The following is a 24,135-nucleotide window of genomic DNA, read 5'->3' on the forward strand; positions in this document are numbered from 1 at the left end:
AGTCCACGGGCCCGACCGTCCCGGTGGTCAGCGCGCGACCGGGGTCAGCGCGCCCGGACGTACCGGGTGAGCAGCACGTCGCCCGCACCGCGCAGCACGTGTGCCGGGCGCATCCGCCGGAGTTCCGGGGACGACCCGCGGGCGATCCGCGGCCCCTCGCCGCCCTCGAGCGACGGGTCGATCGTCAGGGTCAGCTCGTCGACGGCGTCCGCTGCGATGAGCGCCCCGAGGAACGACGGCCCGCCCTCGCAGTGGATCGTGCCGAGCCCCCGGTCGGCCAGCAGACCCCGGATACGTCCGGAGTCCACCGAGCCCGGGTCGCCGTCCGCGCTGCAGGGCACGACGTCGGCGACCTCGGCGAGCACCCGCCCCGTCGACGAAGCGGCTGCCGTCGCCGACGTCAGGACGATCGGGCGCACCGGCGCCTCGGTGAACACCCGAGACCCGGGGTCGAGCGACAGTGAGCCGGTGACGATCGCGAACACGGGGTGGTCCGGCTTGCCGTGCGCCCGCCGCCAGGCGACGTCGGCGTCGTGCAGGACCATCGGCCCGTAGCCTTCATCACGGACGGTGCCGGCGGCGACGAGCACGACGTCGGCCACCCGGCGGAGCAGGTCGAAGACGCGCAGGTCGTCGTCGCCGCCGAGCGATCCGGACACCCCGGCGGCCGAGGCAGAGCCGTCCAGCGTCGCGACGAAGTTCACCCGGAGCCAGGGGTCCCCGGCGTCGGCGGTGTAGAGCTCGAGCAGGTCGTCGTCGGACAGGTCCGCGATCGACGGCGGCAGGACGTTCACGTGTTGTGCCTCGATTCCACCGGGGTCCGCCAGCCGAGTGTGGCCTCGACCATCCGCATCGCGTCGACGCTCTCGGCGACGTCGTGCATGCGGACGATCCGGGCGCCGAGCATCGCGCTCACGGTCGCGACGGCGAGCGATCCGGCAAGCCGTTCACCACGGGGGCGTCCGAGCGACTCCCCCACGAAGTCCTTGTTGGACACCGCGGCGAGCACCGGGTAGCCGAGCGCGACGACCTCGGGCAGCCGACGGGTGAGTTCGAGCGTGTGCACGGTGTTCTTGTGCAGGTCGTGGCCCGGGTCGACGATGATCCGTGACTCGGGGATGCCGGCGGCGAGCGCCCGGTCGACCCGTTCGCGGAGGAACGCCACGACCTGCCCCGCGACGTCGGCGTACTGCGGCGGAGCCGGCAGTCGCTGGCGCGGTGCTGCGAGCGAGTGCGTGATGACGACGGTGGCATCGGAGTCGGCGACCACGGCGGCCATCCGCGGGTCGGACAGGCCGGTCGTGTCGTTGACGACGCTGGCCCCGGCAGCGATCGCCGCTGCGGCGACCTCGGGCCGGAAGGTGTCGACGCTGATGACGACGTCGGACTCCTGCGCGAGCTGCTCGACGACGGGCACGACCCGGTCGATCTCGTCGGCGGCCGGCAGCTCCGGGCCGGGGGCGAACTTCACGCCGCCGATGTCGACCCAGTCGGCACCCTGCTCCGCTGCGCGGACCGAGGCCGCGACGGCCCGGTCGAGCTCGAAGGTCGCGCCGCGGTCGTGGAACGAGTCGGGGGTGCGGTTCACGATCGCCATCACGGCGATGCGGTGGTCGAAGTCGATGGTGCGGCGACCGAGCGTCCGGACCGGGTGGCGCAGGTCCGGCACGACCCAGCCGGGTCCAGCCGTGCCCGGTGCACCCGAGACGCTTTGGAGGCCCGTCATGCGCCAGCCTCGGTGCTCACGTCGTGCCCGTCGCCGGTCGCACGCCCCGCGCCGATGAGCGCGATCGCCTCGGCCCGCCCCGCGGCGTCGGCCAACGAACCGGTCGCCGCCACCGTCACGGTCGTCGAACCGGTCTGGCGCTCCCCACGCGTCGTGACGCACTGGTGCTGCGCGTCGAGGACCACGAGGACCCCCTCGGCACCGAGCCCCTCGGCGATGGTCGCGGCGACCTGTTCGCCGAGTCGCTCCTGCAGCTGCGGTCGGGAGGCCACCGCGTCGAGCACCCTGGCCAGCGTGCCGAGCCCGATGAGCCGGTCGCCCGGTGCGTACGCCAGGTGCGCGACGCCGAGGAACGGCAGCAGGTGGTGTTCGCAGACCGATCGGAACTTGACGTCGCGGACGATCACGAGCTCGCCGCGCTCCCCGTCCTCGGCGTGCACCGTGCCGTCGCGGGCGATGGCGACCGCGTCGATGCCGATCCCCGCGAAGAACTCGGCGTACGAGTCGGCGACCCGGGCCGGAGTGCGGGTGAGTTCGGGGCGGTCGGGATCCTCTCCGATGGCGAGCAGCAGCTCGCGCACGGCGGCCACGACGCGGGCACGGTCCATGCGTGACGTCACCCGCTCATCCAACACCAGCCCTGGCCGGAGAACGCGAGCGGACACCCAGCGCGAGGCTCGCGGACGGCGTGGGACGGGCCTCCCGGCTGCTCCAACCTGTGAGACCCGTGTGACACGCTCGAAACCCAGCGTCCTTTAAACTCTCGTGGTGAGCGCCCCGCAGACCGACACCACGCCCCGGAACCGCTTCGCGACCGGCCTCGATCGATTCTTCTCCATCACGCAACGCGGATCCTCGATCCCCCGCGAGGTCCGCGGTGGTGTCGTGTCCTTCGTGACGATGGCGTACATCGTCATCCTCAACCCCCTCATCCTCGGTGGGTTCAGCGCCGACCAGGCCGCGAAGGACGTCAGCGGCGGTTGGCTCGAGAACGCTCAGGTGGCGGCGGCGACCGGCCTCGTCGCGGGCGTCATGACCATCGCGATGGGCATCATCGCGAACCTGCCGTTCGGCATCGCCGCGGGGCTCGGCATCAACTCGTTCCTCGCCGTCAGCGTCGTGCAGCAGGTCACCTGGGCCGAGGCGATGGGTCTGGTCGTCATCAACGGTGTGATCATCGTGATCCTCGCGTTGACCGGCATCCGGACGATGATCTTCACCGCCGTCCCGGCCCAGCTCAAGGCTGCGATCACCGTCGGCATCGGCCTGTTCATCGCGTTCATCGGGCTCGTCGACTCCGGCTTCGTGCGCTCCTCCGGGCTCGCGTCGCCGCCGCTGCAGCTCGGCGAGGACGGCTCCGTCGGCGCCCTGCCGACCATCGTGTTCCTGATCGGCCTCATCATCATCGGCACGCTCATGGCCCGCCGGGTCAAGGGTGCGCTGCTCATCGGCATCGTCGCGACGACGATCATCGCGATCATCCTGCAGGCGATCTTCCAGGTGCCGACCTCGGTCGACTCGAAGACCGGCTGGAACCTCAACGCCCCCGGCCTGCCGAGCGCCCTGTTCGCCGTGCCGGACCTGTCGCTCGTCGGCCACGCCGACGTCTTCGGTGCCTTCACCCGCATCGGCCCGCTCGCCGCGTCGATGCTCGTCTTCACCCTCGTGTTCACGAACTTCTTCGACGCGATGGGCACCATGACCGGCCTGGCGAAGGCCGCCGGTGTCGCGAAGCCGGACGGCACGTTCCCCCGCCTGAAGTCGGCGCTCGTCGTCGAGGGCGTCGGCGCGATCGCCGGCGGTGGCGCCTCGGTGTCGTCGAACACCGTCTTCATCGACTCGGCCTCCGGCATCGGCGAGGGCGCCCGCACCGGCATGGCCTCGGTCGTCACCGGGCTGCTGTTCCTGGCGTCGATGTTCCTCACGCCGCTCACCCAGGTCGTCCCGCTCGAGGTCGCCGCCGCCGGACTCGTCGTCGTCGGTGCGCTCATGGTCGCGCAGGTCGCGGACATCTCGTGGTCGGACTTCGGCTCGGCCCTGCCGGCGTTCCTGACGATCGTCGTCATGCCGCTGACGTACTCGATCGCGAACGGCATCGGCGCTGGCTTCATCAGCTGGGTGCTCATCAAGCTGCTGTCCGGCCGTGGCCGTGAGGTCTCGTGGCTGCTCTACGTGGTCGCCGCTGGCTTCCTGCTGTACTTCGCGCGGGGGCCGCTGGAGGCGTTGCTCGGCGTCGGCTGACGCTTGCTGCTGGGCTGGGGCCTGGCGCGAGACGCCGTCGTGTCATCGAGACGCCGCCGAATCCGGCGGCGTCTCGACGTTTCCGGGGCGTCTCCGCAAGACACCGGCGTCTTCGGCCTGGAGGCCCGTGCTCAGTCCGGCAGGTCGCTCGGCGTGGCCTCGTGGTGGCGCTGGTCCTGGGTGCGACGGTCTTCCTTCATGCCCGCCTCGAACAGGTGGCGGCGGCCCTGCACGAGCTCGTCGCGCGCGGTGCGCTCGAGTTCCTTGGCGAGGGCGTAGTAGCCGTCGTCGTAGTCCTCGACGATCTGGAACGTCCAGCGGCCCGCGATGACGTTGCGGCCCACGAGTTCGGTGTCGATGCGCTCGGCGAGTTCGGTGTGCCCGGCCTTCCGCAGCTGCTCGACCGCCTCACCGAGGTTCAGGTCAGCGGTGCCGGTCAGCCGGTGGAACCCGTAGAGCAGACCGCGGGCGTGCTCGATGACCTCGACCGCGGCGGACAGGCTGCCGAGCGCCTCGACCGTGGCCTCGGACACCCCCTCGGGAACCTGGTGCTGCGCGTCGGGGCCCTGTGCGTCGTTCGTCATGGGTCCCGTCTACACGACGGCTGCCGAGGCCGAGCGCAGTCACTTCGTCTGGTTGGGGTGGTGGGTGTGCACGTCGGTGATGCACACCACCCGGTCATCCACGTCGAACGTGAACCAGATCCGGGCGCCGCGCTTCAACTCGAACTGACGACGCGTCCACTCCCGGCCGGAGTGTCGAACCACACCGAGTTCACCGCGCAGGGCGTGGCAGGACAGGTCCTCGGTCAACGGATCCATGGTCAGCCGATCCCACGCGGCAGTGACGGCGTTCCGCTGCACCGCCACCACATCGCGCCATCCCTGTTCCGCGCCACGCGTCCCGAAGACGATCGTGTACTCCGTCGAACGGATCGGCCGGGGGACCCCGCCGCGCCGGCCCGCCACCGCGTCAGGGCTTCTCGACGCGGATCGGGTCAGCGAGGATCTCCGGCTCTCCGGTGTCCCAGCCCGCGGCGATCGCCTCGGCACTGTTGCGCCACGCCTGCATCTCGAGCAGGAGCCGGCGCGGCTGCCGGAGTGAGAACGAACCACGGGCGACGTCGACGATCTCCCGCGCGAAGCGCTGCTGGTCTGCTGCGCTCAGGAGCTTGATCCACGGGTACGGGATCGCCAGCCGATCGTGGAGCGGCAGCTGCTCGTTGAGCGTCACCGCAGCGATCAGCTGCGCCGCGATGTCCAGGACCGCGTCGTCGTCGTCGGACCGTTCCTTCGTGGTGAGGACGAGGGGTTTCCCGTCCCGACGCGTCACCTCGAGCGGAGCTTCCTCCGCCGCTGCGAACACCTGCTTGGCGTGGCGGGAGAGGTCTGAAGACTGCACCGACCGGCGGGATCGGGGCGGAGCGACGAGGGTCATGGATCGAGCGTATTCAGAACGTGTTCTGAACGCAATGGTCGGTTGCTCAGTCAGTGGTTGCCGCCTACCATTCGAACACACGTTCGAACGAGGAGACCCAATGATGATCACCGAGACGGCCGCCACCGTGTGGTGGGCCGAGGGGACGCCGACGCGGCTGGTGTGGGCCGGACGGCGCTGGCGGGTGAGTGACACCCCCACCAGGCTGACCGTGACGCGCGCCGAGCTGCCCACCGCCATCACCCACGCACCCGAGCGCACCGTGGGCTGGCGGTTCCAGGCGACCAGCGACGACGACGGAGAGGCTCTGGTGGTCGACATCGTCCCGCAGGGTGCCGGTTGGGGCGTGGCCCGGACGTGGACGTGAGCGGCCCGGACCGCTACCGTCCGGACATGGACAGGTGGGTGGCGCTGCTGCGCGGCGTCAACGTGAACGGCATCACGATCCGGAGCGCCGAGCTCGCGGAGCTCTTCCGAGGGCTCGGGCTCGACGACGTCCGCACCGTGCTCGCCTCGGGCAACGTCGTGTTCGCAGCCGACCTGCCCCCCGAGCACCTCAAGACCTCGATCGAGCAGGGGCTGCGCGACCGGTTCGGGTACGACGCCTGGATCGTGCTCGTCCGGCACGACGCCCTCGCGGCCGTGGTCGACGGGTTCCCCTTCGAACCTGCCGACGAACGGCACGACTACGTCGTGTTCGGGTCAGACGACGCTGTGCTCGACGCCTTGGTCGCGGACCTCGAACTCGACGACTCGGTCGAGCAGGTCGCCCGCGGCAACCGGGTCGTCTACTGGTCGTGTCCGAAGGGGTCGAGCACCGACACCGTGTTCGCCAAGCGGGCCGGCGCCGCACGCTTCAAGCGCACGACGACGACCCGCAACACGAACACCCTGCGGAAGCTCCTGTGACACTCGGCACGCTGCACCACGTCGAGCTCCGCACCGCCCAGCTCGCCACCGCCGTCGGCACCTGGGGGTGGCTGCTTGGCGAACTCGGCTACGAACCGTTCCAGCACTGGGACCGCGGCCGGAGCTGGCGGCTCGGCACGTTGTACGTCGTGCTCGAATCAGCGCCGCTGGACGGCGATCACGACCGCCGCCATCCGGGGCTCAGCCACCTGGCGTTCCACGCGGGCGACGCCGAGGCGGTGGCGCGGCTCTGGGCCGAGGCTCCCGAACACGGCTGGGCCCGCCTGTACGAAGACCGGCACCCGTTCGCCGGTGGGCCGGAGCACCACGCGGCCTTCCTCGAGGACGCCGAACGGTTCAAAGTGGAGCTCGTCGCCAGCTGACTGCGCTGATGGCGCTGACGGCGCTGACGGCGACGCTGCGGCAGCTCAAGCCTGCGGCGGCTGCCCGTTGCTCGCCATGGTGCCGCCGTCCACCGGCAGGACCGCTCCGGTGATGAACGAGGCCGCGTCGCTGGCCAGGAACAGGATCGCCTCGGCGACCTCGGAAGAGCGTCCACCACGGCCGAGGGCGATGCGCTCGGTGAACTTCGACTGCAGCGACTCGTCCTCCGCCTGCTCCTGGGTCAGGTCCGTCCAGATGAGTCCTGGAGCGACGGCGTTCACGCGCACGCCGAACTGCCCGTTGTCGAGTGCCGCGGCCTTGGTGAAGTTCGTCACACCACCCTTCGCCGCGTTGTAGGGGCTCATCCGCCAGTCGGCGTCCTCACCGGAGACCGACGAGGTGTTGACGATCGAGCCCTTCGTCTCACGGAGGAACGGCAGGGCCGCCCGCGTGCCGTAGAACACGCCGGACAGGTCGGTCTCGATGACCCGGCGCCACTCCGCCGTGCTGATGTCGGTGATGTCGCCCGAGCTGAAGGTCCCGGCGTTGTTCACCAGGACGTCGAGCCGGTCGAAGCGGTCGATCGCCGCCGAGACGACGGTCTCCCAGTCCTCCGGGCTCGCCACGTCGGCGTGCAGGGCGACGACCCGGTGCGTCGGCAGGGAGTCACCCACCGCCCGCACCTTCTCCTCGACGCTGTCGGTCAGCACGACCGACGCACCCTCGTCGATGAACGCCCGCACCGTCGCCTCGCCGATGCCGGACCCCGCTCCCGTGACGATCGCGACCTTGCCCTCGAACCGGTTGCCCATGATGTCTCCTCTCGTTGCACGAACCGTGCCCGGGGAGACGCCATCGACCCGAGGGGCACGGCAGACCACGGTGCCCCGGGCCGACTGGACGCGTTCGGAGGCGCCGGGACCCGAGAACGCACGTCGCCCCGGCACCGCGAGGCGGGACCGGGGCGACGAGCGAACGTGACGAGGGGTCAGCCGGTCGAGTCGTCGAGGTCGAAGTCGCGCTCGAGCGAGATCGTCGGGATCGACGCGGTGATGACCGAGCCGTCCGCCCGCAGCGTGCCCTGGATGTCGCTCGTGGTCGGGGCGTGCCCGGACATCCGCGGCCCGTGGTGCGGCATCGGCACCACGGTGGGTTCCCCCGCCTCGATGTCCCACTGCTGGTTGTGCACCCACACCGTGAAGCCCGAGCCGGTCTCGACCGTGAGCGTCATGGTGTCCTGCTCGAGGTCGACACGGACCCGCGAGCCGCGCACCGTCAGGCGGTACGTCAGACGGTCCCAGTGCTTCGGCAGCCGCGGGTTGAAGGTCATGCGTCCGCCGTGGTCGCGCATGCCACCGAAGCCGTTGACGAGCGCACCCCAGATGCCACCGGTCGACGCGATGTGCACGCCGTCCGAGGTGTTGCCGTGCAGGTCCGCCAGGTCGACGTAGAGCGCGGTCTGGAAGTACTGGTCGGCGAGGTCGTGGTAGCCGACCTCGGCCGCCATGATCGACTGCACGACCGCGGACAACGTCGAGTCGCCGGTGGTGAGCGCGTCGTAGTAGTCGAAGTCGCGACGCTTCTCGGCGGCCGTGAACTCGTGCCCCTGCAGGAACAGCGCGAGCACGACGTCGGCCTGCTTCAGCACCTGGAACCGGTAGATCACCAGCGGGTGGTAGTGGAGCAGCAGCGGACGCTTGGACTCGGGGGTGTTCTCGAGGTCCCAGAGTTCCTTGTCGAGGAACTGGGCGTCCTGCGGGTGGATGCCACGGTGCGGGTCGAAGGGGATCTCCATCGACTCGGCCGCGTGCTCCCACTCGACGAGCTCGTCGGGCCGCAGACCCGTCCGGCGCACCATGCGGTCGTACTCTTCGGCGTCGTCGGCGGCGAGCTCACGGCAGGCGTTGACGGCGAACCACAGGTTCGCCCGCGCCATCACGTTCGTGTAGAGGTTGTCGTCGACGACGGTGGTGTACTCGTCCGGCCCGGTGACGCCGTCGATGTGGAACTTCTTGTCGCCGTTGGACCGCCAGAACCCGAGGTCGGCCCACAGCCGCGCGGTCTCGACGAGCACGTCGATGGCGCCGCGCTTCAGGAACTCGCGGTCGCCCGAGGCTCGGACGTACTGCATGAGCGCATGCGAGATGTCGGCATCGATGTGGTACTGCGCGGTGCCGGCGGCGTAGTACGCGCTGGACTCTTCACCGTTGATCGTCCGCCACGGGAACAGGGCGCCGCGCTGGTTCAGCTCGCGGGCCCGAGCCCGTGCCGCGTCGAGCATGTTGTAGCGGAAGCGCAGGGCGTTCCGGGCGACGATCGGCGCCGTGTACGACAGGAACGGCAGGACGTAGATCTCCATGTCCCAGAAGTAGTGGCCTCCGTAGCCGGAGCCGGTGACACCCTTCGCGGCGATGCCGTGGCCGTCGGTGCGGGCGGTGGCCTGCGCCAACTGGAAGAGGTTCCAGCGGACGGCCTGCTGGATCGCGGGCTGACCGGCGATCTCGACGTCGCTGCGGGCCCAGTAGTCGTCGAGCCACTCGCGCTGCTTCGCGAAGGTCTCGTCGACGTTCTCGGCGTGTGCGCGGTCGAGCGTGCGCTCGCAGCGGTCGGCGAGCTCGCGCACGGGCACCCCGCGGGAGGTGTGGTAGACCACGTGCTTCACGAGCCGGATGGGCTGACCGGCTCGGGCCTGCACCCGGTAGACGTGCTTCGCCAGGTCGTCCTCGATCGACGACGACTCGTCCCAGCTGTTCTCGGTCTCGATGTGGTGCTCGACCCCGACGCAGATCGTCATGCCGGAGCTGGACGCCTGGTAGCCGAGGACCGAGCGCCCACCGGTGCTCCGCTTGATCTTCGGGACGAGCACGCGCTCGGTGAACGACTCGGCCTTGCGAGGGTCGAAGGCGTTGGCCGCGGCCCGCATGCCCGCGTGGTACTCGTCCTGCACGTCCTGGCGGTTGAGGATCTGGCTGGACAACAGGATCGAGGCGTCCGCGTCGAGCACGGTGACCTCGTAGTCGATGACCGCGAGGTGCCGGTCGGCGAAGGACACGAGCCGCCGCGAGCGGATGAGCACCCGCTTGCCCGAGGGCGTCGACCACTCGGTCTCGCGGAACAGGTACCCGCCACGGAACTCCAGACGGCGCGTGTGCCGGAGGATGTCGGCCTCGGCCAGCACGAGCGGCTCGTCGTCGACGTAGAGGCGGATCACCTTGGCGTCGGGCGCGTTGATGATCGTCTGCCCGGTCTTCGCGAAGCCGAAGGCGTCTTCCGCGTGCCGGATCGGCCAGGTCTCGTGGAAACCGTTGATGTACGTGCCGTACTGCACGCCGCCACGGCCTTCGTCGAGGTTGCCGCGCAGGCCGAGGTACCCGTTGCCGACGGCGAAGTTCGTCTCGGCGACGCCCTGCTCGTCGGGGGCGTACTCGGTTTCCACGAGTGCCCACTCGTCGATCGGGTACCGCACGCGGTCGAGGGGGTCCGAGGTGATGGGGTTCATGCTGCTCCGTGGGGAGGGAGGGAGATGGGTGCGTCGCTGCGGCCGGCAGGCGGGGAACGGTTCCGGCCGGTGTGTGCCTAGTCCGTGCGCGTGGCCGGTGCGGGCAGCTGGTCGATGAGTTCGGCGAGGTCGGACACCACGACGTCGGCACCGTGCTCGCGCAGGGCGTCCGCCCCGGCACCACGGTCGACCCCGACGACGAGACCGAACGAACCGTTGCGGCCGGCTTCGACCCCGCTCGTGGCGTCCTCGACCACGACGCACTCGGCTGCGGTGAGTCCGAACCGGGTCGCCGCGTCGAGGTAGGTGTCGGGCGCTGGCTTGCCGGTCAGACCGTCCTGGCGCGCGACGAGTCCGTCGACGACCACCGGGAACCGGTCGAGGATACCGGCGGTCCGGAGCACCGACGTGGCGTTGGCCGAGCTGGAGACGACCGCGACCGACATGCCGGCGGCGATGGCGGCGGTGAGGAAGCGCAGCGATCCCGGGTAGGGCTCGACGCCGTGCTCGTCGAGCTCGGCGGTGAACTCCGCGTTCTTCCGGTTGCCGAGACCGCACACGGTGTCGGTGTCCGGCGCGTCGTCGGGGGTGCCCTCGGGCAGGTCGATGCCCCGAGATGCGAGCAGCGAGCGCACACCGTCGTAGCGCGGCTTGCCGTCGATGTACGTGAAGTAGTCCTGCTCCGTGTACGGCGCGACCCCGTGCGCGGCGAGGTACGGCGTGAACAGCCGGCTCCAGGCCCGCATGTGGACGTCGGCGGTCGGGGTGAGCACGCCGTCGAGGTCGAACAGGAGCGCTCGCTGGTCACTGAGTCGCGCGCGTGTGCGCTGGTCCTGCGTCGTCATCTGCGGTCCTCCGGGGACTGGTGGTGGACGAATGGCTCCCGCCGAGTCTAGGACCGCTCCAGTCAGCACGTCCGGAGGCGCTGCGCCCTGTGGAGAGAGTTCACCCGCCCCCGGGTGTGGAGGAGCACCGGCGACCACGGTCCACCTGTGAGGGCTCGGAGACACGCACCGGCACGCTGACCCGGACGAAAGGCACCACCATGACCAGCGACACCACGGCCGCACCACCCCACGACGGCACGCAGTCGAAGCTCCGCCAGGCGATCACCGGCCCGCTGCTGTACCTCTTCATCCTCGGCGACGTGCTCGGCGCCGGCATCTACGCCCTGATGGGGACCCTGTCGAAGGACGTCGGCGGCGCTCTCTGGGCACCGCTCGTCCTCGCGCTGCTGCTGGCCCTGCTCACCGCGGGTTCCTACGCCGAACTGGTGACGAAGTACCCGAAGGCCGGTGGCGCCGCGGTCTTCGCCGAGCGCGCGTACAAGTCGCCGATCGTCTCGTTCCTGGTCGGTTTCAGCATGCTCGCGGCCGGTGTCACGAGCGCCGCCGGGCTGTCGCTCGCCTTCGCCGGCGACTACCTCGGCACCTTCGTCGACCTGCCGCCGGTCCCCACCGCGATCGTGTTCCTCGCCCTGATCGCGTGCCTGAACGCCCGCGGCATCTCCGACTCCCTCAAGAGCAACGTCGTGATGACGATCATCGAGGTCTCCGGCCTCGTCATCGTGATCGTGGTCGTCGCGGTGATGCTCGGTGGCGGTGGCGGTGACGTCTCGCGCATCGGGGAGTTCCCGGCCGACGCGAACCCCGCGCTCGCGACCCTGAGCGCCGCGATCGTCGCCTACTACTCGTTCGTCGGCTTCGAGACCTCCGCGAACATCGCGGAAGAGGTCCGCGAACCCCGCCGCGTCTACCCGAAGGCCCTGTTCGGCGCCCTCGCCACGGCCGGCGTCGTCTACGTCCTGGTCGCGCTCGCCAGCTCCATCGCCCTCCCCGCGTCCGAGCTGTCCGAGTCCAGCGGTCCCCTCCTGGCCGTCGTCTCCGCGACCGGCGTCCCGATCCCCGACTGGGTGTTCAGCCTCATCGCACTGATCGCCGTGGCGAACGGCGCACTGCTCACGATGATCATGTCGAGTCGCGTGACGTACGGGATGGCCGAACAGCGACTCCTGCCCGCCCTGCTCGCGAAGGTCCTGCCGAACCGGAAGACCCCGTGGACCGCCATCGTCGCCACCACGGTCGTCGCGATGCTCCTCACCCTGGTCGGTGATGTGGGCGTGCTGGCCGAGACCGTCGTGCTCCTGCTGCTCTTCGTCTTCATCAGCACGAACGTCGCCGTCCTGGTGCTCCGCCGCGACCACGTCGAGCACGACCACTTCAGGGTCTGGACGTTCGTCCCGGTGCTCGGGGTGCTGTCGTGCATCCTGCTGCTCACGCAGCAGAGCGGTCAGGTCTGGCTCTACGCCGCGATCCTGCTCGCCGTCGGCGTGGTGCTGTACTTCGTCGCCCGGTTCACCGGGCGCCGTTCGGGACGCGACCACGAGGCGGGCGTGATCCACTGATGCCGACGCACCACGGGCCTCCAGGCAGACCGTCTGGAGGCCCGTGGTGCGTCCGCCGGTCAGCACGCGTGGTCAGCGCAGATCGCGCACCCAGGTCTCGACCGAGTCCGAGATCTGCTGGCGGGCCTCCGCACGGCTGATGGTCGCCGTGCGATCGCCCGGCTGGTCGCCGTAGGCGCCGAAGTCGGCGTGGTTCGCCCCCTGGATCTCGGTCATGGTCGCGGTGGACGGCAACCGGTCCCGCGCGGCGTCGACCTTGGCCGGCGTCGACAGGCCGTCACGCGAACCGGAGACGCTCAGCACGTCGATGTACGAGCGGCTGATGTCGTTCGCGCAGTAGCTGCCGAACAGCAGCAGGCCGTCGGCGTCCTCGGCGAGCTGGCACGCACGGACCCCGCCGAGGGAGTGCCCGCCGACCGCCCAGCGTGTGACCGAGGGGGCGTGGGCCTCGAACGTGGCGAGCGGCCGCGTGTCGAAGAACGCGAGGTTCAGCGTCGGCTTCGTGATGACCACCGTCGTGCCGTTGGCGACCACCTGCCGGAACGTGGCCATGTAGGCGTACGGATCGACCTTCGCGCCGGGGATGAACACGATCCCGACGCCGTCGGCCTGGCCGGTCGGGGTCATCACCACCGAGTCACCGGCATCGCGGACCGCGATCCGGTCGTCGCGCCAGACCTGCAGCGCCGCACCGCGGGTGCCCTGCATCACGATGTGCGCCCAGACGAGGAACACCACCGCGATCAGCACGACGACGGCGACGATCCAGGTGGTCCAGCGCAGTGCTCGGTTCATGGGGCCACCGTACGGCGCATGAGGGCCTCAGTGTCGTTCGCTTCGTGAGCAGGAATGGTCGGGTGCGACGTGCACACCCGACCATTCCTGCTCACGATGTCGCCCGAGGTGGGGCGACCGTGACGCGCTACTTGATGGCGGCGCGGATCTCGGCGGCTGCTGCGCCGACGTCCGAAGCGCTGTAGATCGCGCTGCCGGCGACGGCGATGCGGGCACCGGCCTCCTGCACCGAGGCGACCGAGGACGCGTTCACGCCGCCCGCGATCGAGAACGGGACGCCCGACTCCTTGCCGGCGTCGAGCAGGGCCCCGAACGTGAAGCCCTCTTCCGCCTGCTCGTCGAGCCCGGCGTGGACCTCGACGAACTCGGCGCCGAGCGCGACGACCTCGCGGGCACGGGCGGCCTTGTCGGAGACGCCGATCAGGTCGACGACGATGCCCTTGCCGTGCTTCTTCGCGGCCTTGACGGCGCCGACGATCGTCGAGTCGCCGGCGACACCGAGGACGGTGACCAGGTCGGCACCGGCCGAGAAGGCGATGTCGGCCTCGAGCTCACCGGCGTCCATGGTCTTGAGGTCGGCGAACACGATCTTGTCGGGGTGTGCTTCCTTGATCGCGGTGACGGCGGACAGGCCGGCGCTCTTGATCAGGGGCGTGCCGAGCTCGAGGACGTCGACGTGCGGCGCGGCCGCGGCGGCGAGCTCGAGGGCGGCTTCGGTGGTCAGGGTGTCCATGGCGAACTGGAGCTGCATGGGTGTGCCTTTCATTCGAGGTTGGCGTGACGGGGCCAGAGGTCGTCGGCGGACTGCCCGCCTCGGGCCCACAGGGCGTGGAACACGGCGTCGCCCACCAGGGCGACGGCCTGTTCGAAGAGGCCACCGGCGTACTGGGCCGAGGCGGTGCCGGAGCGGTCGGTCTTCGTCGCGGCGGGCAGCACGATCGTGACGTCCGCCAGCTCGGAGAGCGGGGAGTCGTCGGTGGTCGAGAGCGCCACGACGGATGCGCCGACCTCGTGCGCGGTGCGCGCGGCCTGCACGATGCCGGTGGTCGTACCGGAGCCGCTCGCGACGAGGAGCAGGTCACCCGGACGGATGGCCGGGGTGGTGACCTCGCCGACGACGTGCGCGTCGAGGCCGAGGTGCATGAGGCGCATCGCGGTCATGCGGAGGGCGAGTCCGGAGCGACCGGCGCCGTGGACGAACACCCGGTCGGCGCCCTCGATCAGGTCGAGTGCGCGCTGGGCCGGGGCATCGTCGAGGCGGGCCGCCAGGTCGCCGACCTCGCGGACGACCAGGTCGAGCGCTGCGGAGACGGTGGTTGCTGCCATGCCCTCGATCCTTCCGTCGCGCGCCTCGGCACGCCGCTACCCGCCCCGGCAGGGACCCCATCCCATCGGGTGGGCCCGTCCGCTCGGGTGGGACGGGTACCGTCGCGTCCATGGACGCATCGGTCGACACCCTGGAGGCCCGGGGCGGCTCCGCCATCCGGCTCGCGGCCGCCGAGCACGCCCGCACGGTCGCCGAGCAGGCGGACCGGCACGCGCTGACCCTCGAGTCCGTCCTCGCCGTGCTCCGGTCGTCGCGGGTCACCGACGCGGCCGCCAGGGCCGAGGCCGTCGAGATCGCCTCGGCCGCCCTCGTCGACCTGCGCACCGTGACCGATCAGCAGCGGAGCACCCTGCTCGAACCCGTCACCGGCGCGTTCTCGCGGTTGCGCGCCGACCTGCGGCCGCTCGTGCGCTTCGGGGACCTCGACGTGCAGTTCGTCGAGCCGCCGGCCACCGGCCGTGCGCTCCCGGGTGACGTCGCCCACGCGGCCCGGGCGATCGTCCGGACCGCGGTGCTCGCCCTGGTCGACGACGGTGCGGCGAAGCGGGTGCGCATCCAGTGGGACTGCGACGGCCGGAACCTGCTCATGCAGCTCCGCGACGACGGCTCCGGGACGCTCGACGTGCACGACGACGCCATGCGGCCGATCGCGGAGCGGGTCGTCACGCTCGACGGGCGGGTGCAGGTCGCGAGCACGCCCGGCTGGGGGTCCGTGCTCGACATCTCACTGCCGCTCGACCCGCGGCCGACCGAGGTGGACGCGGTCGACGACGGCGACCTGACCCCGCGGGAGCGCGACGTCCTGCGGCTCGTGGCGACGGGGGTCGGCAACCGGGAGATCGCCGAGGGGCTCGGCATCAGCGTCAACACCGTGAAGTACCACGTGGCGAACCTGCTCCGGAAGCACGGCGCCCGGACCCGGGCGGAGCTCGCGGCGTTCAGTTCCCGGGCGTGAAGCGACGGGACCGCGACGAGGCGTCCCGACGAGACCGCGACAACGGGTACCGACGGTCGAGCGCGGGCTCGACGACGGTCGCCATCAGGAACTGCGAGAGCAGCCGCCCACCCGCCCAGTAGATGGGGATGACGAAGATCGCGGCACCCGGCCAGATGCGCGAACCGATGAGCGCCAGGGTGCCGAGCGTCACGACGATGCCGACACCGGAGTACAGGTACTGCCAGCCGCGCGAAGCAGCGTCGCGCTGCGCCTGCTCCCGCTCGGCGCGCTCGTCGAGCCCGCGCACCCCGGGGTCGAGCGACGCCGGCTCCTCGGTGGCGAACAGGTCGCGCACGGGGACCTCGAGGGCCGTGGCCACCGCGGACAGCGACTCGAGGCTCGCGTCGTTGCCGCTCTCCATCCGTTGCACCGTCCGCACGGCGATGCCGCTCGTCTCGGCCAGTCGTTCCTGGGTCCAGCCCCGCAGTCGTCGGAGTTCACCGATCCGCATCTCGTTCATGTCCTGAACAGTAGGGAACCGCGGAACCGCGCACCACGACAGGGACCCGCCACCGACACGACAGCTTCCCGCCAGTCCCCCGACAGCGGCGGGTTCCTACGCTCCGGGGGCGAAGCGGTAGCCCATGCCGGACTCCGTCACCAGGTAACGCGGGTGCGCGGGGTCGGGCTCGAGCTTCCGCCGCAGCTGCGCCATGTACAGCCGCAGGTACCCGGAGTCGTTGCCGTGCGTCGGCCCCCAGACCTCCGTCAACAGCATCTCGCGGGTCATCAGCCGGTCGGGGTTCGTGACCAGGACCTCGAGCAGGCGCCACTCGGTGGGCGTCAGGCGGATCGCGGGACCCTCGGCCGGGGTGACCTGCTTCGCCACGAGGTCGACGAGCAGCGGACCGATCGCGATCGTCGGGGTCTCCTCCGACGCCACCACCCGCCGCCGTCCGAGTGCCCGCAACCGGGCGAGGAGCTCGTCCATCTGGAACGGCTTCGTCACGTAGTCGTCGGCACCGGCGTCGAGCGCGTCGACCTTGTCGGACGAGTCGGTTCGCCCGGAGAGCACGAGGACCGGCACCTGCGACCAGGCCCGGACGCCCTCGAGCACCCCGATGCCGTCGAGCCGGGGCATGCCGAGGTCGAGCAGCACCAGGTCGGGGCGCTCGGTGATGACGGCGTCGATCGCCTCGCGGCCGTCCCGTGCCGTGACGACGGCGTACCCGCGCGCCGAGAGCGTCACCGAGAGCGCGCGGACGAGCTGCGCGTCGTCGTCGGCGATCAGGACCTTCATCGGATCTCCACTCCCACGTGCCCGGCGATCGGCAGCCGCACCACGACGGTGAGCCCACCGCCCGGGGTGTCGTCGACCTCGATCGTGCCGCCCATGCCCTCGGTGAACCCGCGCGCCAGGGCCAGGCCGAGGCCGAGGCCGGTCTCGTTGTCGGTGTCGCCGAGCCGCTGGAACGGCTGGAACACCTCGTCGCGGCGGTCCTCGGGGATCCCGGGGCCGTGGTCGGCGACGCGGAGCTCGACCCCGCCGGCGAATGCGCTGGCCGCGACCCGGACGTGGGTGCCGTCCGGTGCGTACCGGGCGGCGTTCGCGAGCAGGTTCACGACGACCCGCTGCAGCAGGACCGGGTCGGCGAGCACGGGCGGCAGGTCGGCGGGCAGGTCGAGGTCGACGTCGTCCGGGCCGAGCTCCAGCTCGTCGAGCGCGGGAGCGACCACCGTCTCGAGCGCGATCGACGCCGGGGTGACCGCGAGGACACCGGCCTGCACGCGGCTGACGTCCAACAGGTCTGCCAACAGCACCGCCAGCTGACCGAGGCTCTCGTCGGCGGTCGCGAGCAGCGCCTCCCGGTCGGCCCGTGACAGGTCGATGTCGGGCGCACGCAGCGTCTGCACGGCGGCGGAGGCCGCTGCGATGGGGCGGCGCACGTCGTGGCCGACGGCCGCGAGCAGCGCGCTGCGGACCCGGTCGGCGGCGGCGATGCGTTCGGCGCCGACGGCGGTGCGGGTCAGCTCGCGGTGCTCGACGGCGGCGTCGAGCTGCTGCTCGACGACCCGCAGCAGTCGGCGCTGGGTCGGGTCGTCAGGCGCCCCGGCGAACTCGAGCACGGCACCGGACGCCAGCGTCGTCGACGCGTCCGGCGTCGCGCCGAACTCACCGGAAGTGGCCGGCACCTCGTCGCCCTGGCGGATCCGGACGCCGGCGAAGCCGAACGCCTCTCGTGTGCGGTCGAGCAGTGCCTGCAGGGCGTCGTCGCCACGGAGCACGCTGCCGGCGATGCCCATCAGGAGCCCGGACTCGGCCGAAGCACGGCGGGCTGCACGCGATCGACGGGCGGACCGGTCGACCACGAAGCTGACCAGCACCGCACTGATCACGTACATGACCAGGGCGAACAGGTGCCACGGCTGCTGGACGGTGACCATGTAGAGGGGTTGCACGAAGAAGTAGTCGAGGCTCAGTCCGGACAGCACGGCCGTGAACACCGCCGGCCACATCCCGCCCACGAGCGCGACGACGAGCACGAGCAGCTGGTACGCCAGGACGTCCACCGTGATGGCGTCCGGGTCGCTGCCGATCGAGAGCACCCACGTGAGCAGTGGCCCGACCAGGACCGAGAGCACGAACGCGGCGACCACCCGCCCGCGGGACAGGCTGCCGCCGAGCTTGGGCAGGGTGATCCCGCCGCCGGCCCGCTCGTGCGTGACGACGTGCACGTCGATGTCGCCGGACTCGCGGATCACGGTGTTGCCGATGCCCGGGCCGGTCATGGCGGCCGCGAGGCGACTGCGACGGCTCACCCCGATCACGATCTGGGTGGCGTCGATCGACCGCGCGAAGCGCACGAGGGTGCTCGGCACGTCGTCGCCGACGACCTGGTGGTAGGTGCCGCCCAGCTGCTCGAGCAGGGTCCGCTGCTTGCCGAGCGCACCGGGGTGCCGCTCGCGCAGGCCGTCGTTCGTCGTGACGTGCACGGCGGCGAGCTCACCGCCGGCGCTGCGGGCGGCGATGCGCGCGCCGCGGCGCAGCAGGGTCTCACCCTCGGGGCCGCCGGTCAGGGCGACGAGCACGCGCTCCCGGGTCTCCCACCGGTGCTCGATGCCGTGCTCGGCGCGGTAGGCCTTGAGCGCGTCGTCGACCTCGTCGGCGAGCCAGAGGAGGGCGATCTCGCGCAGGGCGGTGAGGTTGCCGAGGCGGAAGTAGTTCGACAGCGCGGCGTCGATCCGGGCCGCCGGGTACACGAGTCCGTCGGAGAGCCGCTCGCGCAACGCTGCCGGGGCAAGGTCGACGACCTCGATCTGGTCGGCCGCACGCACCACGGCGTCGGGGACGGTCTCGCGCTGCACGGTGCCGGTGATCTCGCGGACCACGTCGCCGAGGGACTGCATGTGCTGCACGTTGACGGTCGAGATGACGTCGATGCCGGCGTCCCGCAGCGCCTCGACGTCCTGCCAGCGCTTGTCGTTCGGGCTGCCGGGGGCGTTCGTGTGCGCGAGTTCGTCGACGAGCGCGACCTCTGGGGCCCGGGCGATCACGGCGTCGAGGTCGAGGTCGTCGAGCTCCACACCGCGGTGCGAGACGGTGCGTCGGGGGACGACCTCGAGCCCGTTCACCAGTGCTGCGGTGGCGGCGCGCTCGTGCGTCTCGACGACGGCGACGACCACGTCGCGACCCTCGTCGAGCAGCCGACGCCCCTCTTCGAGCATCGTGTAGGTCTTGCCGACGCCGGGCGCCGCACCGAGCAGGACCCGCAGCTTCCCGCGCTTCACGTGCTCATCCTCTCGCGTCGGGGGGCCGCTCCCCGCAAAACACCGGTGTTCACCTGTCGCACCGCGGTCTGCGGGTGTTCGACGCGCGAGCACCGGTGTCTTGCGGAGGGGTCACCCACGGTCAGGACGCCTTCGCCAGCGCCAGGTTCAGCGCGAGCACGTTCACCACGGGCTCACCGAGGAACCCGAGCTGCCGCGACTCGGTGTGCGACTGCACGAGCGCCCGCACGGTGTCCTCCGACAACCCCCGTGCCGACGCCACACGGGACACCTGCTGGGACGCGTACGAGGGGCTGATGTCCGGGTCCAGGCCCGAACCCGACGCCGTGACCGCGTCCGCGGGCACCTGCGCGGCGGGGACCCCGTCGGCCTCTGCCAGTGCCGCCCGGCGTTCCTGCACAGCCTTGAGCAGGTCGGGGTTGTTCGGCCCGAGATTCGAGCCGGAGGACGCCCCGGCGTCGTACCCGTCCCCGGCGGCGGACGGCCGCGACTGGAACCAGCGGTCCGCCTGCTCGCCCGTGAACGACTGCCCGATCAGCGAGGAACCGACGACCTCGCCGGACGAGTCCGTGACCATCGAGCCGTTGGCCTGGTCGTGGAACGCCGCCTGGCCGACGCCCCAGACAGCGAGCGGGTAGCCGACGCCCAGGACGACGGTGGCGACGAGGGTGAGGCGGATGGCCACACCGGCGGAACGGAAGGTGGAACGTGCAGATGCCATGACTAGAACCCCGGGATGAGACCGACCACGAGGTCGATCAGTTTGATGCCGATGAAGGGGACGACCACGCCGCCCAGCCCGTAGACGAGCAGGTTGCGGCCGAGGATCGACGACGCTGCGGCCGCGCGGTACTTGACGCCGCGCAGGGACAGCGGGATGAGCGCAACGATGACGAGCGCGTTGAAGATGACAGCCGACAGGATGGCGGACGACGGGCTGTGCAGCCCCATGATGTTGAGCGCCGCGAGCCCGGGGAAGGCCGCCTGGAACATCGCCGGGATGATCGCGAAGTACTTCGCGACGTCGTTGGCGATGGAGAAGGTGGTCAGGGCACCGCGGGTGATGAGCAGCTGCTTGCCGATGCGGACGACGTCGATGAGCTTGGTCGGGTCGGAGTCGAGGTCGACCATGTTGCCCGCCTCCTTCGCCGCCGTCGTGCCGGTGTTCATCGCGACGCCGACGTCCGCCTGCGCCAGGGCCGGGGCGTCATTGGTGCCGTCACCGGTCATGGCGACGAGGTTGCCGCCCTCCTGCTCGCGCTTGATGTAGGCGAGCTTGTCCTCCGGCGTGGCCTCGGCGAGGAAGTCGTCGACGCCGGCCTCGTGGGCGATGGCGGCAGCGGTGCGGGGGTTGTCGCCGGTGATCATCACCGTGCGGATGCCCATCGACCGGAGCTCGGCGAACCGCGACGCCATGCCGTCCTTCACGACGTCCTTCAGGTGCACGACACCGAGCAGCGTGACCGCGCCGGTCGAGGAGCGACGCCCGACGACGAGCGGGGTGCCGCCCTGATCGGAGATCTCCGCGACGGTCGCGTCGATGGCCGACACTACACCGGCTTCGGTGGTGTCCGCCCAGGCGAGCACTGCCGCAGCAGCGCCCTTCCGGATCTGCGACCCGTCCGGCAGGTCGAGACCGGACATGCGCGTCTGCGCCGTGAACGGCACCTCGACGGCTCCGTCCGGCAGGCCCACGGCGGCTCCGTCCTCGCGCGCCAGGTCGACGATCGAGCGTCCTTCCGGGGTGCTGTCGGCGGCACTCGACAGCGCCGCCGCCTCGAGCAGGTCGGCGGTCGTCACGCCCGGCACCGGCACCACACGCGACGCCCGGCGGTTGCCGTAGGTGATCGTGCCGGTCTTGTCGAGCAGCAGCGTCGTGATGTCTCCGGCGGCCTCGACCGCGCGGCCCGACATCGCGAGCACGTTGTGCTGCACGAGCCGGTCCATGCCGGCGATGCCGATGGCGGAGAGCAGGGCCCCGATGGTGGTCGGGATGAGGCAGACGAGCAGGGCGATGAGCACCGGCACACTGACGGTCGCGCCGACGAGTCCCGCGATGGGCTGCATCGTCAGGCAGACGATCACGAACACGATCGAGAGCGAGGCGAGCAGGATGTTCAGCGCGATCTCGTTCGGGGTCTTCTGCCGTGCCGCGCCCTCGACCAGGCGGATCATCCGGTCGATGAAGGTCTCGCCCGGGGTCGAGGTGATGCGCACCACGATCCGGTCCGACAGCACCCGGGTGCCGCCGGTGACCGCACTGCGGTCACCGCCGGACTCGCGGATGACCGGCGCGGACTCACCCGTGACGGCCGACTCGTCGACCGACGCGATGCCGTCGATGACGTCGCCATCGCCGGGGATGACCTCGCCGGCGACGACCACGACCACGTCGCCCTTCGCCAGGTCGACGGACGCGACCTCCTCGGTCTCGTTGCCGGTCGCGGCCGCGTCGGTCGTCGCGAACCCGAGCACCCGGCGGGCGCTCGTGGTCGAGCGGGTCTTCCGCAGGGTGTCGGCCTGCGCCTTGCCGCGGCCCTCGGCGACCGACTCCGCCAGGTTGGCGAAGACGACGGTGAGCCAGAGCCACACGGCGATCGCGATGGTGAACGCGGACGGCTCGACGACGGCGGCCACCGTCGTCAGCGCCGCGCCGACCTCGACGATGAACATGACGGGGTTCCGCCACATGAGTCGCGGATCGAGTTTCCGCAGGGCTCCCGGGAGGCCCGCCACCAGTTGGCGGGGTCCGAATGCGGACGAGCGGGTGGCCGGCCTGGAGGCGGTGGTCGCCTCGTGCTCGGAGGTCACGATGGTCATGACAGTCCTTCTGCGAGCGGACCCAGTGCGAGCACCGGGAAGTAGGTGAGTGCGGTGACGATGACGGCGACGCCGCCGAGCAGCCCGATGAAGAGCGGGCGGTGGGTGGGCAGCGTGCCGACGGTCTCGGGCACCCGGTCCTGGGCGGCGAGGGACCCGGCGAGCGCCAGGACGAACACCATCGGCAGGAAGCGACCGAGCAGCATCACGACACCGAGCGCGGAGTTCATCCACGTCGTGTTCGCGGTGAGCCCGCCGAAGGCCGACCCGTTGTTGTTCGCGCCCGAGGTGAAGGCGTAGAGCAACTCGGACAACCCGTGGTTGCCGGGGTTGAAGATCGACGTCCCGAGCACCTGTTCGCGGACCCCGGGGATCACGAGCGAGAGGGCGGTGGCGAGGAGCACGAGCGTCGGCGTGACGAGGATGTACAGCGCCGCGAACGTCATCTCCTTGGCGCGGATCTTCTTGCCGAGGTACTCCGGGGTGCGACCGACCAGCAGGCCGCCGATGAACACCGTGATGACGGCGAGCACGAGCATGCCGTACAGGCCGGAGCCGACGCCGCCGGGGGTGACCTCGCCGAGCATCATGTTGAGCATCGCCATCATCCCGCCGATCGGCGTGAAGCTGTCGAACATGCCGTTCACCGCACCGGTCGAGGTGGCGGTCGACGTCGTCCCGAAGAGCGTCGTGCCGAGGATCCCGAAACGGGTCTCCTTGCCCTCCATCGCGGCGCCCGCGGCGTGCGTGGCGACACCGGCTCCGCCGAGTTCGGCGATCGACATGACCGAGAGCGACACGAGGAAGATCGCGCCCATCACGGCGAGGATCGCGTAGCCCTGGCGGTCGTCGCCGACCAGGCGGCCGAAGGTGCGCGGCAGCGAGAACGGGATGACGAGCATCAGGAAGATCTCGACGAGGTTCGTCCACGCCTGCGGGTTCTCGAACGGGTGCGCCGAGTTCGCGTTGAAGTAGCCGCCACCGTTCGTGCCGAGTTCCTTGATCGCCTCCTGCGAGGCGACGAACCCGTCCGGGATGTGCTGCGTTCCGCCGATGAGCGTGGTGACGTCGGTGCCGCTCCCCCACGACTGGACGACCCCGCCGGCGACGAGCACGATCGCGAAGACGAACGCCCCCGGCAGCAGCAGCCGGCCGACGCCGCGGACGACGTCCACCCAGACGTTGCCGAGCGTGCCGGACTTCCGACGGGCGAACCCGCGCACCAGGGCCACGGCGACCGCGAGCCCGACGGCGGCGGACAGGAAGTTCTGCACCGCGAGCCCGGCCATCTGCACCGCGTAGCCGACGGTGGCCTCGGGCGAGTAGGACTGCCAGTTCGTGTTCGCGACGAACGACGCCGCGGTGTTGAACGCGAGCGAGGGTCCGACGGCCGGCAGCCCGAGGTCGCCGGGCAGGACGACCTGGATGCGCTGCAGCAGGTAGACGAGCAGGAGCCCGGCGACGCTGAAGAGCAGCACGCCGCGCAGGTACACGGGCCAGGACTGCTCGGCGTCGGGGTCGACCCCGATCAGGCGGTAGACCCCGCGCTCGACGCGGTTGTGCCGGACGGGCGTGAAGACCTTCGCCATCCAGTCGCCGACGGGTCGGTAGGCGACGACGAGCAGCAGGACGAGGGTGGCGACCTGGGCGATGCCCGCACAGACGTCCGCGGCGCCCACTAGAAGCGCTCCGGACGCACGAGCGCCCAGACGAGGTACACGACTGCGGCGACACCGAGGACGGCGGCCGCGATGGTGATGCCGATCACAGCCGTTCCACCCCCTTGGCGATCAGTGCCACCACGCCGAACACGGCGAGGACACCGGCGACGACGAACACGTCGAACACGAGGGACTCCAGAAGGTCT

General features: G+C 71.0%; 25 protein-coding genes. 6 read left to right on the forward strand and 19 right to left on the reverse strand.

Translation table 11 applies throughout. The annotated features are described in order from the left end of the window. Positions 1-44: 44 nt before the first annotated feature. From KK087_RS04410 to folE, 3 genes are read right to left on the reverse strand one after another with little or no spacing between them, the layout of a single operon-like run. Positions 45-794: a pyrimidine reductase family protein gene (locus tag KK087_RS04410; protein ID WP_214564322.1), complete on the reverse strand. Its 750-nt coding sequence runs from the start codon at positions 792-794 to the stop codon at positions 45-47. Beyond that, positions 791-1,726: a dihydropteroate synthase gene (gene folP / locus KK087_RS04415; RefSeq protein ID WP_214564323.1), complete on the reverse strand. Its 936-nt coding sequence runs from the start codon at positions 1,724-1,726 to the stop codon at positions 791-793. Before folP ends, KK087_RS04410 begins: the two co-directional genes overlap by 4 nt. Continuing rightward, complete coding sequence (folE, locus tag KK087_RS04420) at positions 1,723-2,334, reverse strand: GTP cyclohydrolase I (protein ID WP_214564408.1); 612 nt, start codon at positions 2,332-2,334, stop codon at positions 1,723-1,725. The genes folP and folE overlap by 4 nt, the downstream gene beginning before the upstream one ends. A gap of 157 nt (positions 2,335-2,491) precedes the next feature. Here folE and KK087_RS04425 point away from each other — a divergent pair, with 157 nt between their 5' ends. Continuing rightward, positions 2,492-3,967, forward strand: coding sequence for an NCS2 family permease (locus KK087_RS04425; protein WP_214531055.1), 1,476 nt, complete (start codon positions 2,492-2,494; stop codon positions 3,965-3,967). Positions 3,968-4,098: 131 nt separating this feature from the next. Here the strand turns inward: KK087_RS04425 and KK087_RS04430 are convergent, their stop codons facing one another. From KK087_RS04430 to KK087_RS04440, 3 genes are read right to left on the reverse strand one after another with little or no spacing between them, the layout of a single operon-like run. Continuing rightward, positions 4,099-4,551, reverse strand: coding sequence for a hypothetical protein (locus KK087_RS04430; protein ID WP_017887957.1), 453 nt, complete (start codon positions 4,549-4,551; stop codon positions 4,099-4,101). A 39-nt stretch (positions 4,552-4,590) separates the two neighbouring features. Beyond that, positions 4,591-4,935: a hypothetical protein gene (locus KK087_RS04435; protein ID WP_214564324.1), complete on the reverse strand. Its 345-nt coding sequence runs from the start codon at positions 4,933-4,935 to the stop codon at positions 4,591-4,593. Between the two features lie 4 nt (positions 4,936-4,939). Continuing rightward, positions 4,940-5,404 (reverse strand): prevent-host-death protein, encoded by a 465-nt coding sequence (locus tag KK087_RS04440; protein WP_214531049.1) that lies wholly within the window; start codon positions 5,402-5,404, stop codon positions 4,940-4,942. Between the two features lie 100 nt (positions 5,405-5,504). Here KK087_RS04440 and KK087_RS04445 point away from each other — a divergent pair, with 100 nt between their 5' ends. From KK087_RS04445 to KK087_RS04455, 3 genes are read left to right on the forward strand one after another with little or no spacing between them, the layout of a single operon-like run. Beyond that, complete coding sequence (locus KK087_RS04445; protein WP_214531047.1) at positions 5,505-5,771, forward strand: hypothetical protein; 267 nt, start codon at positions 5,505-5,507, stop codon at positions 5,769-5,771. 26 nt (positions 5,772-5,797) lie between these two features. Beyond that, a complete protein-coding gene (locus KK087_RS04450) occupies positions 5,798-6,313 on the forward strand; it encodes a DUF1697 domain-containing protein (protein ID WP_214564325.1) in 516 nt (171 codons plus the stop codon). Beyond that, positions 6,310-6,696 carry a VOC family protein gene (locus KK087_RS04455; protein WP_214564326.1) on the forward strand — a complete coding sequence of 129 codons (387 nt, stop codon included), beginning with the start codon at positions 6,310-6,312 and terminating at the stop codon, positions 6,694-6,696. Before KK087_RS04450 ends, KK087_RS04455 begins: the two co-directional genes overlap by 4 nt. 45 nt (positions 6,697-6,741) lie before the next feature. On the opposite strand, the gene budC is transcribed toward KK087_RS04455, so the two are convergent. From budC to KK087_RS04470, 3 genes are all read right to left on the reverse strand, one after another. Next, entirely contained in the window at positions 6,742-7,509 is a 768-nt protein-coding gene (budC, locus tag KK087_RS04460; RefSeq protein WP_214564327.1) for a meso-2,3-butanediol dehydrogenase, read from the reverse strand. Between the two features lie 176 nt (positions 7,510-7,685). Further along, the gene (locus KK087_RS04465; protein ID WP_214531042.1) at positions 7,686-10,196 is read right to left on the reverse strand and encodes a glycoside hydrolase family 65 protein; all 2,511 of its coding nucleotides are present in this window, start codon (positions 10,194-10,196) and stop codon (positions 7,686-7,688) included. 77 nt (positions 10,197-10,273) lie between these two features. Continuing rightward, complete coding sequence (locus KK087_RS04470; RefSeq protein ID WP_214564328.1) at positions 10,274-11,041, reverse strand: HAD family hydrolase; 768 nt, start codon at positions 11,039-11,041, stop codon at positions 10,274-10,276. A 200-nt stretch (positions 11,042-11,241) separates the two neighbouring features. On the opposite strand from KK087_RS04470, the gene KK087_RS04475 reads away from it, so the two are divergent. Next, complete coding sequence (locus KK087_RS04475) at positions 11,242-12,600, forward strand: APC family permease (protein ID WP_214564329.1); 1,359 nt, start codon at positions 11,242-11,244, stop codon at positions 12,598-12,600. A gap of 72 nt (positions 12,601-12,672) precedes the next feature. On the opposite strand, the gene KK087_RS04480 is transcribed toward KK087_RS04475, so the two are convergent. From KK087_RS04480 to hxlB, 3 genes are all read right to left on the reverse strand, one after another. Further along, positions 12,673-13,395 (reverse strand): alpha/beta hydrolase, encoded by a 723-nt coding sequence (locus tag KK087_RS04480; RefSeq protein WP_214543392.1) that lies wholly within the window; start codon positions 13,393-13,395, stop codon positions 12,673-12,675. Positions 13,396-13,522: 127 nt separating this feature from the next. Further along, positions 13,523-14,146, reverse strand: a complete 624-nt coding sequence (gene hxlA, locus KK087_RS04485) for a 3-hexulose-6-phosphate synthase (protein WP_110859441.1) — start codon at positions 14,144-14,146, stop codon at positions 13,523-13,525. An 11-nt stretch (positions 14,147-14,157) separates the two neighbouring features. Beyond that, positions 14,158-14,721, reverse strand: coding sequence for a 6-phospho-3-hexuloisomerase (gene hxlB / locus KK087_RS04490; RefSeq protein ID WP_027466792.1), 564 nt, complete (start codon positions 14,719-14,721; stop codon positions 14,158-14,160). A 110-nt stretch (positions 14,722-14,831) separates the two neighbouring features. Here hxlB and KK087_RS04495 point away from each other — a divergent pair, with 110 nt between their 5' ends. Further along, positions 14,832-15,677, forward strand: a complete 846-nt coding sequence (locus tag KK087_RS04495; RefSeq protein WP_071406217.1) for a helix-turn-helix transcriptional regulator — start codon at positions 14,832-14,834, stop codon at positions 15,675-15,677. Here KK087_RS04495 and KK087_RS04500 read toward each other — a convergent pair. The 7 genes from KK087_RS04500 to kdpF form a co-directional block, all read right to left on the reverse strand. Then, entirely contained in the window at positions 15,661-16,179 is a 519-nt protein-coding gene (locus tag KK087_RS04500; protein ID WP_111045873.1) for a type II toxin-antitoxin system RelB family anti-toxin, read from the reverse strand. The two genes, KK087_RS04495 and KK087_RS04500, sit on opposite strands and share 17 nt — an antisense overlap. A 96-nt stretch (positions 16,180-16,275) precedes the next feature. Continuing rightward, entirely contained in the window at positions 16,276-16,959 is a 684-nt protein-coding gene (locus KK087_RS04505) for a response regulator (protein WP_214564330.1), read from the reverse strand. Next, entirely contained in the window at positions 16,956-19,448 is a 2,493-nt protein-coding gene (locus KK087_RS04510; protein WP_214564331.1) for an ATP-binding protein, read from the reverse strand. The genes KK087_RS04505 and KK087_RS04510 overlap by 4 nt, the downstream gene beginning before the upstream one ends. 121 nt (positions 19,449-19,569) lie before the next feature. Further along, positions 19,570-20,169: a potassium-transporting ATPase subunit KdpC gene (gene kdpC, locus KK087_RS04515; protein WP_214543397.1), complete on the reverse strand. Its 600-nt coding sequence runs from the start codon at positions 20,167-20,169 to the stop codon at positions 19,570-19,572. Between the two features lie 2 nt (positions 20,170-20,171). Beyond that, positions 20,172-22,268 carry a potassium-transporting ATPase subunit KdpB gene (gene kdpB, locus KK087_RS04520; RefSeq protein ID WP_214564332.1) on the reverse strand — a complete coding sequence of 699 codons (2,097 nt, stop codon included), beginning with the start codon at positions 22,266-22,268 and terminating at the stop codon, positions 20,172-20,174. After that, on the reverse strand, positions 22,265-23,947 hold the full coding sequence (gene kdpA, locus KK087_RS04525; protein WP_214564333.1) for a potassium-transporting ATPase subunit KdpA: 1,683 nt from the start codon (positions 23,945-23,947) through the stop codon (positions 22,265-22,267). The genes kdpB and kdpA overlap by 4 nt, the downstream gene beginning before the upstream one ends. Further along, entirely contained in the window at positions 23,947-24,036 is a 90-nt protein-coding gene (gene kdpF, locus KK087_RS17815; RefSeq protein WP_194629227.1) for a K(+)-transporting ATPase subunit F, read from the reverse strand. Before kdpF ends, kdpA begins: the two co-directional genes overlap by 1 nt. Positions 24,037-24,135 lie beyond the last annotated feature (99 nt).

The sequence above is a fragment of the Curtobacterium aurantiacum genome (assembly GCF_018598555.1).
GTDB lineage: Bacteria > Actinomycetota > Actinomycetes > Actinomycetales > Microbacteriaceae > Curtobacterium > Curtobacterium aurantiacum.

Coding starts and splice junctions, on each gene's coding strand:
- folP (WP_214564323.1), bottom strand. CDS start 1,726: ATGACGGGCCTCCAAAGCGTCTCGGGTGCACCGGGCACGGCTGGACCC.
- folE (WP_214564408.1), bottom strand. CDS start 2,334: ATGGACCGTGCCCGCGTCGTGGCCGCCGTGCGCGAGCTGCTGCTCGCC.
- KK087_RS04430 (WP_017887957.1), bottom strand. CDS start 4,551: ATGACGAACGACGCACAGGGCCCCGACGCGCAGCACCAGGTTCCCGAG.
- KK087_RS04440 (WP_214531049.1), bottom strand. CDS start 5,404: ATGACCCTCGTCGCTCCGCCCCGATCCCGCCGGTCGGTGCAGTCTTCA.
- KK087_RS04445 (WP_214531047.1), top strand. CDS start 5,505: ATGATGATCACCGAGACGGCCGCCACCGTGTGGTGGGCCGAGGGGACG.
- KK087_RS04450 (WP_214564325.1), top strand. CDS start 5,798: ATGGACAGGTGGGTGGCGCTGCTGCGCGGCGTCAACGTGAACGGCATC.
- budC (WP_214564327.1), bottom strand. CDS start 7,509: ATGGGCAACCGGTTCGAGGGCAAGGTCGCGATCGTCACGGGAGCGGGG.
- KK087_RS04465 (WP_214531042.1), bottom strand. CDS start 10,196: ATGAACCCCATCACCTCGGACCCCCTCGACCGCGTGCGGTACCCGATC.
- KK087_RS04470 (WP_214564328.1), bottom strand. CDS start 11,041: ATGACGACGCAGGACCAGCGCACACGCGCGCGACTCAGTGACCAGCGA.
- KK087_RS04475 (WP_214564329.1), top strand. CDS start 11,242: ATGACCAGCGACACCACGGCCGCACCACCCCACGACGGCACGCAGTCG.
- KK087_RS04480 (WP_214543392.1), bottom strand. CDS start 13,395: ATGAACCGAGCACTGCGCTGGACCACCTGGATCGTCGCCGTCGTCGTG.
- hxlA (WP_110859441.1), bottom strand. CDS start 14,146: ATGCAGCTCCAGTTCGCCATGGACACCCTGACCACCGAAGCCGCCCTC.
- hxlB (WP_027466792.1), bottom strand. CDS start 14,721: ATGGCAGCAACCACCGTCTCCGCAGCGCTCGACCTGGTCGTCCGCGAG.
- KK087_RS04495 (WP_071406217.1), top strand. CDS start 14,832: ATGGACGCATCGGTCGACACCCTGGAGGCCCGGGGCGGCTCCGCCATC.
- KK087_RS04500 (WP_111045873.1), bottom strand. CDS start 16,179: ATGAACGAGATGCGGATCGGTGAACTCCGACGACTGCGGGGCTGGACC.
- KK087_RS04505 (WP_214564330.1), bottom strand. CDS start 16,959: ATGAAGGTCCTGATCGCCGACGACGACGCGCAGCTCGTCCGCGCGCTC.
- kdpC (WP_214543397.1), bottom strand. CDS start 20,169: ATGGCATCTGCACGTTCCACCTTCCGTTCCGCCGGTGTGGCCATCCGC.
- kdpB (WP_214564332.1), bottom strand. CDS start 22,268: ATGACCATCGTGACCTCCGAGCACGAGGCGACCACCGCCTCCAGGCCG.